Origin of the sequence: Candidatus Cryosericum terrychapinii (genome assembly GCF_003570925.1) — a bacterium.
GTDB classification, from domain to species: domain Bacteria; phylum Caldisericota; class Caldisericia; order Cryosericales; family Cryosericaceae; genus Cryosericum; species Cryosericum terrychapinii.
On the sequence record NZ_QXIS01000002.1, the window covers coordinates 1 to 12,630 of the forward strand.

At 56.7% G+C, this 12,630-nt stretch carries 14 protein-coding genes; 9 read left to right on the plus strand and 5 right to left on the minus strand.

Features of this window, described 5'->3' with window-relative positions:
- Positions 1–225 (plus strand): flavodoxin-dependent (E)-4-hydroxy-3-methylbut-2-enyl-diphosphate synthase (locus SMC7_RS00450; RefSeq protein ID WP_165845016.1); only part of this gene is annotated, 225 nt, incomplete at its 5' end.
- Between the two features lie 126 nt (positions 226–351).
- Here SMC7_RS00450 and gltX read toward each other — a convergent pair.
- Positions 352–1,794 (minus strand): glutamate--tRNA ligase, encoded by a 1,443-nt coding sequence (gene gltX, locus SMC7_RS00455; RefSeq protein WP_119088423.1) that lies wholly within the window; start codon positions 1,792–1,794, stop codon positions 352–354.
- A gap of 116 nt (positions 1,795–1,910) precedes the next feature.
- On the opposite strand from gltX, the gene SMC7_RS00460 reads away from it, so the two are divergent.
- From SMC7_RS00460 to amrA, 8 genes are all read left to right on the plus strand, one after another.
- Positions 1,911–2,171: a putative signal transducing protein gene (locus tag SMC7_RS00460; RefSeq protein WP_279386250.1), complete on the plus strand. Its 261-nt coding sequence runs from the start codon at positions 1,911–1,913 to the stop codon at positions 2,169–2,171.
- 350 nt (positions 2,172–2,521) lie between these two features.
- A complete protein-coding gene (gene speD, locus SMC7_RS00465; RefSeq protein WP_119088425.1) occupies positions 2,522–2,947 on the plus strand; it encodes an adenosylmethionine decarboxylase in 426 nt (141 codons plus the stop codon).
- Entirely contained in the window at positions 2,925–3,851 is a 927-nt protein-coding gene (locus SMC7_RS00470) for a spermidine synthase (RefSeq protein ID WP_119088426.1), read from the plus strand. The genes speD and SMC7_RS00470 overlap by 23 nt, the downstream gene beginning before the upstream one ends.
- Before the next feature lie 108 nt (positions 3,852–3,959).
- Positions 3,960–5,252 (plus strand): amidohydrolase, encoded by a 1,293-nt coding sequence (locus SMC7_RS00475; protein WP_119088427.1) that lies wholly within the window; start codon positions 3,960–3,962, stop codon positions 5,250–5,252.
- On the plus strand, positions 5,249–5,773 hold the full coding sequence (locus SMC7_RS00480) for a CinA family protein (protein ID WP_119088428.1): 525 nt from the start codon (positions 5,249–5,251) through the stop codon (positions 5,771–5,773). Before SMC7_RS00475 ends, SMC7_RS00480 begins: the two co-directional genes overlap by 4 nt.
- Positions 5,770–6,780 carry an AmmeMemoRadiSam system radical SAM enzyme gene (gene amrS, locus SMC7_RS00485; RefSeq protein WP_119088433.1) on the plus strand — a complete coding sequence of 337 codons (1,011 nt, stop codon included), beginning with the start codon at positions 5,770–5,772 and terminating at the stop codon, positions 6,778–6,780. Before SMC7_RS00480 ends, amrS begins: the two co-directional genes overlap by 4 nt.
- A complete protein-coding gene (gene amrB, locus SMC7_RS00490; RefSeq protein WP_165845018.1) occupies positions 6,777–7,586 on the plus strand; it encodes an AmmeMemoRadiSam system protein B in 810 nt (269 codons plus the stop codon). Before amrS ends, amrB begins: the two co-directional genes overlap by 4 nt.
- The gene (gene amrA, locus SMC7_RS00495; protein ID WP_119088430.1) at positions 7,573–8,148 is read left to right on the plus strand and encodes an AmmeMemoRadiSam system protein A; all 576 of its coding nucleotides are present in this window, start codon (positions 7,573–7,575) and stop codon (positions 8,146–8,148) included. Before amrB ends, amrA begins: the two co-directional genes overlap by 14 nt.
- On the opposite strand, the gene SMC7_RS00500 is transcribed toward amrA, so the two are convergent.
- The 4 genes from SMC7_RS00500 to SMC7_RS00515 form a co-directional block, all read right to left on the minus strand.
- A complete protein-coding gene (locus SMC7_RS00500) occupies positions 8,112–9,443 on the minus strand; it encodes a C69 family dipeptidase (protein WP_119088431.1) in 1,332 nt (443 codons plus the stop codon). The genes amrA and SMC7_RS00500 overlap by 37 nt on opposite strands.
- A 77-nt stretch (positions 9,444–9,520) precedes the next feature.
- Entirely contained in the window at positions 9,521–10,354 is an 834-nt protein-coding gene (locus SMC7_RS00505; protein ID WP_119088434.1) for an ABC transporter permease, read from the minus strand.
- 109 nt (positions 10,355–10,463) lie between these two features.
- Positions 10,464–11,387, minus strand: coding sequence for an ABC transporter permease (locus SMC7_RS00510; RefSeq protein ID WP_119088432.1), 924 nt, complete (start codon positions 11,385–11,387; stop codon positions 10,464–10,466).
- Positions 11,388–11,442: 55 nt separating this feature from the next.
- Positions 11,443–12,630 (minus strand): ABC transporter substrate-binding protein (locus SMC7_RS00515; RefSeq protein ID WP_133298270.1); only part of this gene is annotated, 1,188 nt, incomplete at its 5' end.

The following is a 12,630-nucleotide window of genomic DNA, read 5'->3' on the forward strand; positions in this document are numbered from 1 at the left end:
TCCCTTGTGGCGCAACTCGAGGAGCGGCTGGGTGAGATCATAAAGCCAGTGACCGTTGCTCTCATGGGTTGCGTCGTCAACGGTGTCGGCGAGGGAAAGGCGGCCGATGTCGGCATTGCCTGCGGCCGTGACCAGGGCGTCCTCTTTGTGCGTGGCGAACCCGTCCGCAATATCGAGCCTTCTGCCTTCATCGACACCCTCATCGCCGAAGCCAACAAGCTGTAGTCCCATCTATACTTCTTCCCCTGTTGCGCCACTGCATACGCGCTCCAGGTCGATCAGCTTCGGCATAGAAACAACCCCTCAGCAAGAGCAACGCTGAGGGGTTGTTATTCCGTGGTGAAGGGCTGGCTAGAGAGCCAAAGCTTTTTGCAGGCGTTCGTGAATCGACGATGGCTCGAGCATCAGGAACAGCTTGACAATCTCCGGGCCGTCCTTGGCGCCAAACAGCGCAACACGGATGGGACTGTAGAGTTTCTTGGCGGGGAGTGGAATCTGGTTGCGAAGGTCTTCCACCCACGAGCTCATTGCGTCATCGCCCTGGCCGAACGGGATGGCATCGAAGTGCTCCATGAGGTACTGCAGGACCTGTTTTGCCTCAGGCGAGCCGATGACTTCCTGCGACTTCTCGTCCGTGATGACGACGTCTGGCTGGACAATGTTGCGAGCCAGCCGGAAGAGATCCGGGAGGACCTGCGCGTTGCCCTTGGTGAGGTCGATGGCGGCCAGCGTCTTGTCTTCCGGCAGTCCGCCGAATGCTGCAGCATACTGTTCGGCGAAGTCATCCTTGAGGATCGTCAGAATGGATGCTGCATCTTTCCTGCCGAGGTACATGTGGTTCATCCACGTCAGTTTCTTCTTGTCGAAGACAGCCCCGGACTTGCCCACACCGCCGAGCGAGAACTCTTTGATCAGCTCGTCCACGGTGAAGAACTCACGGTCGTCCTTGGGGGACCATCCCAGGAGCACGAGGTAGTTGATGAGTGCCTCGGGCAGGTATCCTTCAAGGCGGTACTCGCCGACAGAGACGGCGCCGTGTCGCTTCGAGAGCTTGCTGTGATCCGGAGCAAGGATGAGCGAGACGTGGGCGAACTGCGGGACGTCGAAGCCCAGAGCCCGATAGATGAAGACCTGGCGTGGCGTATTGGACAAGTGCTCTTCTGCCCGGATGATGTGCGTGATCTTCATCAGCGCGTCGTCGATAACGGTCGCGAAGTTATAGATGGGAATACCATTTTGACGGGCAATGACAAAGTCATCGAATTCCTCTGACTTGAACTGGACGTCGCCTCGGATGAGGTCGTGGACGACGACGTCTTCCTGTGGAATGCGCAGGCGGATCGCGTACGGCTTGCCTTCCGCAATGTTCTTTGCGACCTGTTCGGCGCTCAGGTGAGCACAGGTACCGCCGTATCGATAGATGCGATGTTCGGCTTCCGCTTTACGGCGTTCGGCCTCGAGCTCGTCCTTGGTGCAGAAACACCGGTACGCCTTGTCCTCATCGAGCAGCTGCCGTAGGCACCCGTCGTAGAGGGGTTTGCGTTCAGTCTCGCGGTAGGGCCCAAGGGTACCGCCTTTCAGGAACCCTTCGTCCCAGTCCAGGCCCAGCCAGCGAATATCGTCGAGCATCGAGTCGATGTTCTCTTCGGTCGATCGTTCGAGATCGGTATCGTCGAGGCGCATGATGAAGGCTCCGCCCTCGTGTCTGGCATACAGGTAGTTGAAAATCGCTGTTCGGGCATTGCCGACATGAATGTGCCCTGTGGGGCTCGGTGCGTAGCGTACTCTGACCATGATTACCTCCACAACTGATTCTTATATATTCTATGGTCACGGACCCAAAATGCAATGATAAAGCCGTCACCGGGGTGCTTGTGGTACGGGTCGCCGTCCTGCGCTATACTAATACTATGGATACAAAACTGATTGCTATCACGACGGCTTCTGATGAAATGGAAGCAAACATGATTGTTGGCCTGCTTGCTGCTGCCGGGATTCCGGCGATGGCCAAGCGCTCGGTCAGGGACGGGTACGGCACTGTCTATCAGGGTCCCTTTGGGTCATTCGACATCCTGGTGGACGAAGAGAATGCGACGGCAGCACAGACAGTTCTGGACGCCGAGGATGTGCCCGGTGAACTGGACGAGAAGCCGGACATTCCCGCAGACTGAGCGTATCTCAGCCCCAGCGGTTGCCTGATCGAACCAGGATCGTCTGATTGACACCCGTCAATAGAGCCCGCACCGTGGCTCAATCGGTGCGATTCGCTGTCTACGTTGATTCCACCGGATCGATTCCTCCCTGGAAGTGCTTGAGCAGTCTGCCCATGGGGAGCAGACGCACTGCGTTGGGGTCTCGGGCCAGACGGCGAGCCCCCCGGCTTCTCGCGTGCCTTGTTACGGATGCGCAAGCGTGAGGCCCATCGTCATTGCAATCCAGTCGATTGCTGGTATGATGCTACACGTTAAAGTAACGTCTTCATCCTTACTTTACTAATCTTTGAAAGGGGGTGGTGGTCGAGATGCGCACCGAAGGTAGACACATGGTAGTCGAGGTCTCTGGGTGTAATCCGGATGTTCTAAACGATCTGGACAGAGTTAAGGAGATCTTGCGCGAGTCTGCTCTGCAAGCAAATGCAGAGATCCTGGAATTGGCGTTTCACCATTTTACTCCTCAGGGGGTTAGTGGGGTAGTAGTGATTTCCGAGTCGCATCTGTCCATTCACACATGGCCTGAGTACGGATACGCTGCCCTAGACGTTTATACCTGTGGAGAAAAGACCGATCCATGGCGGGCCATGGAGTATGCCGCTGAGAAGTTTGAGGCAACGACAATCGTCAAGACGGAGATTGCTCGTGGACAGGAGATCGAGGGACACCCAGGCGTTTATGGGCACTCGGTCGTCGAGACGGAGGTTATGAGAGATGGCATGGCAGTGGTATCATGACACGTTTGAGCCCGGGGAGGTTCATCTCCACGCGCTGACTGGCGTGATCGCCACCAGGAAGACCAAGTATCAGACAGTCGAGATCGTGGAATCCGAGCACTATGGGAAGATGTTGATTCTCGATGGCGACTGCCAAAGTTCCGTCAAGGACGAATACATCTATCACGAGTGCCTGAACGAGCCGGCCATGGTATGCCACCCGGACCCGCGCAGGGTACTTGTGATCGGAGGCGGAGAAGGCGCGTCTCTGCGCGAATTGCTGCGCTTCAAGTCGGTCGAGCACATCGACATGTGCGACATCGACGAGGAAGCCAATCAGCTGTATGAGCAGTACCTGCCGGAGTATCATCAAGGCGCGTTTCACGACCCTAAGGTCAGCATGCACTTCGAGGACGCCCGCGAATTCATCGAGCGTCAACCTGACCACTCCTACAGCGTTATCATCGAAGACCTGACCGATCTCTTCGAGGGTGGGCCGTCAATTGTCCTGTTCACGAAGGAGTTCTATCAGCACGCATTCCGCGTTCTGGACGAGGGTGGTACCCTGTGTGTTACTTCGTCATATCTGAAGCCGACGAACGTTGCAATCCACAAGAGGATTCTGGATACCATCCGTTCGGTTTTCCCGATCGCCCGTTCGCTGTATTCCTATGTCGGCGCGTACGATGTTCCCTGGTCGTATATCCTGGCTTCCAAGAAGAACGACCCACTGGACATGGATGCCGCGACGGTCGACAGGATTCTGGCAGATCGCGTTGGGGACACAAGCGCACTGAAGTTCTATGACGGCGTGACACATGAGCGGATCTTTCGCATGCCCAAGGACATACGGAGCATGCTCTCGACACCCGGCGAGCCTCTCGAAGACGGAAAGTCGTTCGGCATAGCTCCAAAGGGCATCTAGAGCTACTGGTTTACTACATGTTCTCTCAGCCCGCCCCTGCCGGGGCGGGCTTTTCGCTAGCGAGATTTGTGCGAGAGTTGCTATGATATAGGAAAAGGAGCGTGCGCGATGGTACGAGTATTCACGTCGGCCAGGATACTTGATACTGGAGGGGGAAGTGATGACGCGACGCGCGTCGTGGATATCCTTGTGGACGGAATGAAGATCAGCCGCATTGCTGACCACGTGGATCCACCCGAGGGCGCCGGCGTCGTCGACGCGTCGAAGTACCTGGTTACCCCTGGGTTTGTCAACGCCCACGGGCACCTTGCCATGACGCTTCTTCGCGGGCTTGCTGACGAAGTGCCTCTCGATGTGTGGCTGCATAACTACATGTTTCCACGCGAAGCTCTCATGAATGGTGACGACATCTACTATGGCAGCTTGCTTGCGCTGGCCGAAGGCATCATGTCCGGGACGACGACGTTTGCCGACATGTACTTCTTCGAGGACGATGTGGCCCGGGCTGTGGACGAGGCGGGCGTACGAGCCAATCTCTCGACGGGTACCGCCTCCCTCGACAATGAGCAGGGCAGGCTGGAGAAGTCCGAAGAGTTCGTCGTGCGCTGGAACAACAAGGCCGACGGACGGATCAAGGCCAGTTTTGGGCCGCACGCTCCGTATACCACGACGCCGGCATTTGTCATGGAGAACTTTGAACGTGCCCGTGAGCTGGGCGTCATCGTGCAGTTTCACCTTCACGAGACACGCGAGGAGGTCGCGGACTTCACTGCAACGTATGGGGCGTCTCCCATCTCGTACTACGCTGACCAGGGATACTTCGAGAATCCGCCGCGGCTCCTCGCTGCCCACTGTGTCCATATGACCGCCCGTGATGCAGAGATCCTGCGCGACGCGGGGGCAAGCATTGCCTTGAACATCCAGAGCAACCTCAAGCTCGGGTCCGGTATCGCCGACTACAGGCTGCTGCTGGGCAGCGGAGTAAACCTTTGCGTCGGGACGGACGGGGCAGCCAGTAATGACAACGTCGACATGCTGGAGGAACTGCGGGTACTGGGTCTGGTCATGAAAGGTTCGACCATGGAGGCCTCGGGCATCAGCAACGCCAGTCTCCTTACGATGGCCACGAGCAATGGAGCCCAAGCACTTGGTTTTGAGGGGGTGGGAACACTGAGTGATGGGGCCACAGCAGACCTGGTCTTCTGGGATCTCGAGGATGAATCTTTCTGTCCAAGGAACAACGTGGCATCCCATCTCCTCTGGTCGGCAAACAGTCGAGCTGTCGACTCGGTCATGGTTGCCGGTTCCTGGGTCATGGAGCACAGGCAGTTGTTGGGCATTGATATCGACAAGGTGCGATTTGAGGTGGCGCGGAGGGCGCGTCGCCTGGCGGATGGATGAGCGAAGACGCGAACGAGGATCTGCTGGCGGTTGCCGGAGCACTCTTGAGCGTACTGGCTCAGCACGGCTGGTGCCTGGGCACGGCTGAGTCGCTCACCGGGGGGATGGTCGGAGCGGCTATCACTGCTGTGCCGGGAGCGTCGGTGTCATATATGGGTGGCGTGATCGGCTACGCGGACCGGGAGAAAACAGCGCTGTTGGGAGTACCGGTCGAGTTGCTGAAGCAGCGTGGCGCTGACAGCGCCGAGGTGGCGGAAGCTATGGCTCAGGGCTGCAGGGAGAGGCTGAATGTGCAGGTAGGGCTCGCGACGACAGGAGTAGCGGGACCGGCATCGGACGACAGAGGTACGCCTGTCGGAACCGTGTTCGTAGCCTGCGCGACGCCACGGGCGTGCACAGTGGAGCGACTACTCCTAGACGGGGACCGACTCCACATTCGCGTCGAATCGACACGTGCAGCCCTGCGGCTGGCTATCCGGCTCGTAGCAGCAACCCTGCCAGGGGCGGAGGAGATGACATGAAACCAGCGAGGCTCAGTCGCGCGGAGAAGGGCGGGGCCGTCAAGTGTCTTGCCTGCGCTCATGGGTGTGCGGTCGCTGAAGGCAGAACCGGATTGTGTGGTGTACGTCGTACGGTGAAGGGAGAACTGCAATCTATGGTCTATGGTCTCCCGACCTCGGTTGCGCTCGATCCTATTGAGAAGAAGCCGCTGTATCACTTCCTTCCCGGATCGACCGCGCTCTCACTGGGCACATTCGGGTGTAATTTCACCTGTGCCTTCTGCCAGAACTACGAACTCTCGCAGGCGCGAGATGTCGATGACGAGCTGTCCCGTCTGCCCTTTCTGGACCCAGGAGCCGTCGTGCAACTGGCGCTGCGGCAGGGAGCGTCATCGATCGCCTGTACATACAATGAGCCTGCAGTGTGGGCGGAGTATGCCCTGGACATCGCCGTACAGGCAAGAGAGGCCGGCTTGCGCACGGTGTTCGTGTCCAATGGCTTCTACTCCCGTGAGCTTCTGGATGAAGCGCTGCCCCTGATCGATGCCTACAATATCGACCTGAAGTCGTTTTCCGACGACTTCTACCGACGCGTGTGCGGTGGACGTCTCCAGCCTGTCCTTGATGCCATACGAGCGATCCATGACGCAGGAGCCTGGGAGGAGATCACGTCGTTGATCATCCCCGGACTCAACGATTCTGAGCATGAACTGAAGGCCATGGCGCACTTCGTTGCGTCAATCGACCCTGCGATACCGTGGCACGTCTCGCGGTTCTTTCCGATGTACCACATGCAGGATACGCCGATCACGCTGGCTGCTTCAATCGAGAGGGCGGTGCAAGTTGGACATGAGGAAGGGCTGCTCCATGTCTATTCGGGGAACCTTTCGGTCCACGATGAATCCAGCGATACGGTATGCCCACGGTGTGGGGCAACAGTCGTGGAACGGCAGGGCTACGCGGTGACAGCCAGGACGGGCCTGACCTGTCCGAGCTGTGGGACTCACATCAAGGGGGTGGACCGATGATACGAAATGCCGTCGTTGCCGGGCAGTTCTACCCGGCGCAGGCTCATGAACTGCGCAGCGACGTCGAGGGATACATCAAGGGCGCACGTTTGCCGGCAGACACAGCCGGCGCTGTATGCAGGGGTTTGATCGTTCCTCATGCCGGGTACGTGTACTCGGGTCCAGTGGCGGGAGGGGGCTATGCCTGTCTCGCGAGCCTGGATAAGTCTGCGCACACGACCGTGGTCATCCTCGCCCCGAGTCATCACGTGTGGTTCAAGGGTGCGGCACTCCCGGAAGCAGACGTGTTCCAGACGCCACTGGGAGACATCAACGTGTCGGATGCAGCGAAGCTCCTGACGAAGGGCTCCTCGGTCTTCACGTCCGGTGAGGCTCATGCAATGGAGCACGCGGTCGAGGTGCAGCTGCCATTCCTGCAGGTATCCCTGGGGGATTTCAGCATTATTCCATTGGTGCTGGGAGAAGTGGACACGGGGAACTTGGCTGAGGAGCTCCTGGCACTGAATCTTCCTCACATGCTCGTCGTCGCCTCCAGTGACCTCAGTCACTATGATCCATATGATATGGCAGTGGAACATGACGGCACTACGATCGGGCACATATTGAAGGGAGAGGGCGGCAAGCTGGGTGGCAACGATGCCTGTGGGTTTATGCCGATCAGGACGATCCTCACCATGGCACGCATATGTGGCTGGAAGTCCCGGCTCGTCGAATACAGGAATTCTGGTGACACGGCAGGGGACAAGTCTGCCGTCGTCGGATACGCGTCGATTGGCTTCTGGGAGGACAAGAATGGGCATGAATGAACATGAGCGCCTTCAATTGCTTGTGCTGGCGCGTGAATCGATTCGCATGCGGCTGCTGGACGCACACGAACTGACGCCGACGCGCGAGGAATTCCCTGACGACAAGTTCTGGCAGGATCAGGGAGTGTTTGTTACGCTGACCGAGCGCGGAGAGCTTCGAGGCTGCATCGGGACAATCATGCCCGTGTCTCCTATGGTCCAGGCGGTTGCGTCCAATGCGTTGTCGGCGGCTTTCAGTGATCCACGGTTCGAACCCGTTGAGGAGACCGAATTTGCAGATCTGCACATCGAGGTCTCTCTGCTTTCTGTTCCGGCCGAACTCGCGTTCTCCTCGCTGGCGGACCTTCAATCGAAGCTTGCGGCAACACGTCCCGGCGTCATTCTTCAGCATGGAGTCTATCAGGCCACATTTCTGCCACAGGTATGGGAGGAGTTACCAAACGTCCGCGGATTCCTCGAGGCTCTCTGTCACAAGGCTGGGCTCCACACGGAGAGCCTCTCTCAGCCGGGTCTGAGCGTCTTCACTTACACCGTCGAGGCGTTCTCCGAGGACTGCAAGTAGACCGGCCACCGACGGACGAGGTCTCTGTTCCCCCTCCGCCATTGCAGAGAGAACACGGGGGAGTGTCTCGTCGGGTGGTCCAGTGGCTCAATCGCTTTCCAGACGGCGACACGGTACTCTTTCTCGAGCTCGAAGCACTCCCGTGCAGCTTGATTGCGGTATTCCGGTGCGGCATCTGCCATCATTTCCTCGAAGCGCTGCTCGAGCGGGGCTCGCAGCTTCTCGATGGCCTCATGTTTCTCGGCATAGTTGTTCTGCAGGTTCCGCGAAATGTGCTCGTTCTCGAGCCAGTAGTTGAGCGCCTCTTCCTGCTGGTCCTCACCGAACATCCCGGCGCCTTTGGCATCCAGCGCGATCGGCTTGAACAGAGCGATGCATGGCGCCGATGCGCCTGTCACCCACGCGACGGGCCCTGACTTGTTGAGGTCGGCCACCATGCTGCCGACAGTCTGATCGCCCACGAGACCGCCAAAATGCATGCACACTGAACCGACACTGCCTTCTGACAGAGCGTAGCCCGGGCCGTCATGCTGACGCAGCGCTGTTTTCATCGTTGCTACGCTGGCTGAGGCGCCTGAACCGAGAGAGCTGAGACTGATGGCACGACGCGCGCGTGCTCTGGAGAACTTTGTGAACAGAGGGTCCGAGAGCGAGGCTGCAAAATCCATTCTGTCCTTGCCGCGTCGCAGGTGCTTTTGCTCGGCGAAGACCTCGGCACCTGGCGACAGCTCATCCCAGTCGGAGCCGATTGTCAGGAGGTTGGAGATCGCTCCGGTTCCGCTGACCTTCTTGCGAGCCCATTGCTTTCCGACCGTCTCCAGGACCCAGGCCTCGGTTATGTCGGCGACCAGGAAACTGTTGTTGTAGTAGAACTGCTTGGTGAAGCCACAGTTGCCACCCTGGCCATATTGTTCCAGCAGCGTTATGATTATGTCTACGGCTGAGCGAGCACTGTCGCAGCGTTCCAGAGCCAGCCTGAGCAAATCCATGCCGGTCAGTCCCGTTTTGCCGTATCCACCACGGGTGAAGACCGCCTCGTTGCCGATGGCGACACCATACTCGTTGACGCCCATCTCCGCACCCCACATCCAGAAAGGCCTGCAGAGCAGGACGGCATTCGTTTCCCGCACCTGGTCGACTTCGATGTAGGTCGTCTTGAGTCTCGGCTCGCTGTGGGTCCTGTGTGGCACAACCGTCAGGAGTTGGGCTTCGTTCGGTTCGCGATCGCTATTCTTTGCCAGCATCGTATGGCCATTCAGTGTCATTGGAGCAAGAGCTACAAGCGTGTCACACATGTTGTGCCCCCAATGGGCACCGACATCGAATTTTCCTTGTTCTGATGCCAGTGCCCGATAGAAGAATCAGACGGAACTCAATTCTTGAGAAAGGGATCCATTGCATCTCTGAGACCATCTCCGAGAAAGTTGTAAGCGAGAACGGTCAGAAAGATAGCAGCGCCAGGAAAGAATGCCATCCATGGAGCATTTCCAATAAACCGCTGTCCATCATTGAGAATGGCCCCCCAACTTGGTGTGGGAGGTTGTACCCCGAGTCCGATGAATGAAAGAGATGCTTCGGTGAGGATGACTCCCGGAATGGACATGGATGCTGTGACGATGATAGGGGCAAGACAATTGGGGAGTACATGACGCAGGATAATACGACGGTCGCTCATACCAATGGCGCGTGCTGCCTCGACATACTCCTTGGATCGTATGGACAGTACCTGACCCCGGATCAGTCGAGCATCTCCTGCCCAGTCGACGAGAGCGAGAGCAATAAAGAGACTGAGAATTCCACGTCCGATGGCGAAGATGATGGCAATGGCGAAGAGAAGGCTTGGAAATGCAAACATGATGTCGGCCAGGCGCATAATCAGCAGGTCAATCCAGCCCCCGTAGTAGCCGGAGATAGCTCCGAGAAGGACACCGATGCCCACACTCACGATAACGGGAAGAAATGCAACCGCAATCGAGATACGGCTGCCGTAAATGATGCGGCTGAACAAATCGCGTCCGAACTGATCTGTGCCAAACAGATGATCACGGGAAGGAGACAGCAAAGCTTGGTCAAGATTCTGGTCCCGGTAACTATAGGGGGCAATAACGCTTGCAAAGATGGCAGTCAGAATCAGCACGACAATAATGGCAAGTCCTGCCATTGCCAGCCGGTGCCTTTTCAGACGATGCCAGATATCCGTGATCATTGACGTCTGTTGGGCTTCTGCCTCGATTTCTGCGGCAAGAAGCTCTTCATCTTTCCCCTGAACTGCGGCGAGTGGCGCACCACCCGTTTCTGACTTGTTCTGTTTTGGGCTAATCATAACGGATCGTCGGATCAAGATACGCATAGAGGACGTCAACGAACAGATTAACGAGAACGAAGACAATGGCCACGAACATCACCCCTCCCTGAATCATCGGGTAGTCGAGATCAAGAGTGCTGTTGATGAGCAATTTTCCGACTCCTGGTATCTGAAAGACCGTCTCTGTTAAAGCAGCTCCGGTAAGCAACCCACCGAATTGCATTCCGATCATAGTAACGATGGGGATGAGGGCATTCCGGAAGACGTGTCGGGAAAAGACTATTCGCTCTGATGCTCCTTTTGCACGTGCAGTCCGCACATAGTCCATGCGGATTACCTCGAGAATGGAAGAGCGTGTCATGCGCGCGATTGAGGCCGAATAGATAAGCCCCAGTGTGACTGAAGGCAGGATAAGATCACGAAGTCCTTCAAAACCAGAGACGTGAAACCACCCGAGTTTGACGGCGAACAGCAGTTGCAGGAGCATCGCCAGCCAGAAAACAGGCATTGAGACGCCGATAAATGCGAATAACATGCTGAAGGTATCCCAAACGGAATAGCGTCTCACGGCTGAAATAATGCCAGATGAAAGGCCGACTAGAAGCCCAATGATAAGGGCACCGAACGTCAGTTTGATCGTTGCCGGCATGCGCTCGAGGATAAGCGACATCACCGAAGCCTTGAATTTGTACGAGTTCCCAAGGTTTCCACGCAGTATGCCTTTCACGAACTCGAAATATTGTACAATCAGAGGTTTATCCAGCCCAAGTTGATGTCGAAGTTTTGTAACGAGTACTTCATTTCCTGACAGCTTTCCCAGCAGTACCTTTGCTGGGTCGCCCGGAACAACATGCATCAAGATGAACGTTACCAGAGTTACTCCCCACAACACCAGGATGAGCAGGAGCAACCGGCGAATGATATAGTTTCTCATGGTTTCTCCGCAGCACCACCCGGCTGGGATTACCCAGCCGGGTGAATTTTCCTTGTCAGTGTGCCAGATAAACTGGGTAGTAGGCAACGACTCCGGAGGGGTGCAAATAGTAATTGCGCACCTTAGGATTCAAAATAACGGTGGTAATCGTGTTCCAGAGAGGGAACTGCACGACGTCCTGGTAGATGAGTTTCTTCTCCAAGTCCTGGTACAGCGGAATGCGGTCGGACATACGCGTCAACTTTGCTGCCTTGTCGATGATTGCGTCATATTCGGGTTTTGCCCACCCCATGTCGGAGTCAGCTCCTGTGCGGAACAAGGGAGCCGTAAAATTGTCAGGATCAGCAAAATCGGCATACCAGTTGCGGTAGGCAATATCGGTTTCACCGGCGCCCAGGAGCTGCCAGTATGTGGCGCTGTCGACCTTGGTCAGGTTTACCGTAATGCCAATCTGTTTGAGGGCTTCCTGGAATGCTAGATGCTCGTCCTCCATTCTCCCCGACCGCATGACCATCTCGAGTGAGAACCCATTGGGGTAACCAGCATCTATCATGAGCTGCTTTGCCTTGGCCAGGTCGTAGCTGAACCCCGGGAGGGTAGCGTTATATGCGGGTAGCCCTGGAGGGAAGATGCCTTTTGCAAGATAACCCTGCCCTTTCAGGATCTTGGCGAGGATCTGTTCGCGGTTGATTGCATAGCCAATCGCCTGACGGATGCGTATGTCCTGAAGCGGGCCCTTCCGTTTGATGTTGAAATCAATGCGGTAATAACTCATATCTGCGGTTTTGTAGACGTTGGTAGCATAGGTCTTGACCAGGTCGTCATATTGTGCAAGGGGTGGATAAAGAACATCAAGCTCGCCCGTTTTGAATTTGAGGACCTGCGTATTCTCATCCTCGACGATATCGACATGGACTCCGTCCAATGCCGGGCGGCCTTTGAAGTACTTGAGATTGGCTGCATACAAAACATGGCTGCCGCGCTGCCATTCCTTGACATAGAACGGACCGGATCCGACAGGATGAGCAAAGTAGTTATCTCCCAGCCGCGCCACAGCCTTCTCCGAAAGGATACCGAACGCCGGAATCGCAAGAATCTGGATGAACGGAGCGAAGGGTTGCTCAAGAGTAAAGGAAATCGTGTAATCGTCTAGAACCTTGATTCCAGAAACCGTCGAGGCTTTCCCGTCCGCTTTTGCCTGACCGCCGACAATCTTGACAGGAGTCAGATAGTAGTCGAGAAC

Excerpts from the sequence above, each read along its gene's own strand:
- SMC7_RS00500 (WP_119088431.1), bottom strand. The coding sequence starts at position 9,443 with ATGTGTGACACGCTTGTAGCTCTTGCTCCAATGACACTGAATGGCCAT.
- gltX (WP_119088423.1), bottom strand. The coding sequence starts at position 1,794 with ATGGTCAGAGTACGCTACGCACCGAGCCCCACAGGGCACATTCATGTC.
- SMC7_RS00510 (WP_119088432.1), bottom strand. The coding sequence starts at position 11,387 with ATGAGAAACTATATCATTCGCCGGTTGCTCCTGCTCATCCTGGTGTTG.
- SMC7_RS00505 (WP_119088434.1), bottom strand. The coding sequence starts at position 10,354 with ATGATCACGGATATCTGGCATCGTCTGAAAAGGCACCGGCTGGCAATG.
- speD (WP_119088425.1), top strand. The coding sequence starts at position 2,522 with ATGCGCACCGAAGGTAGACACATGGTAGTCGAGGTCTCTGGGTGTAAT.
- amrB (WP_165845018.1), top strand. The coding sequence starts at position 6,777 with ATGATACGAAATGCCGTCGTTGCCGGGCAGTTCTACCCGGCGCAGGCT.
- SMC7_RS00470 (WP_119088426.1), top strand. The coding sequence starts at position 2,925 with ATGGCATGGCAGTGGTATCATGACACGTTTGAGCCCGGGGAGGTTCAT.
- amrS (WP_119088433.1), top strand. The coding sequence starts at position 5,770 with ATGAAACCAGCGAGGCTCAGTCGCGCGGAGAAGGGCGGGGCCGTCAAG.
- SMC7_RS00475 (WP_119088427.1), top strand. The coding sequence starts at position 3,960 with ATGGTACGAGTATTCACGTCGGCCAGGATACTTGATACTGGAGGGGGA.
- amrA (WP_119088430.1), top strand. The coding sequence starts at position 7,573 with ATGGGCATGAATGAACATGAGCGCCTTCAATTGCTTGTGCTGGCGCGT.
- SMC7_RS00460 (WP_279386250.1), top strand. The coding sequence starts at position 1,911 with ATGGATACAAAACTGATTGCTATCACGACGGCTTCTGATGAAATGGAA.
- SMC7_RS00480 (WP_119088428.1), top strand. The coding sequence starts at position 5,249 with ATGAGCGAAGACGCGAACGAGGATCTGCTGGCGGTTGCCGGAGCACTC.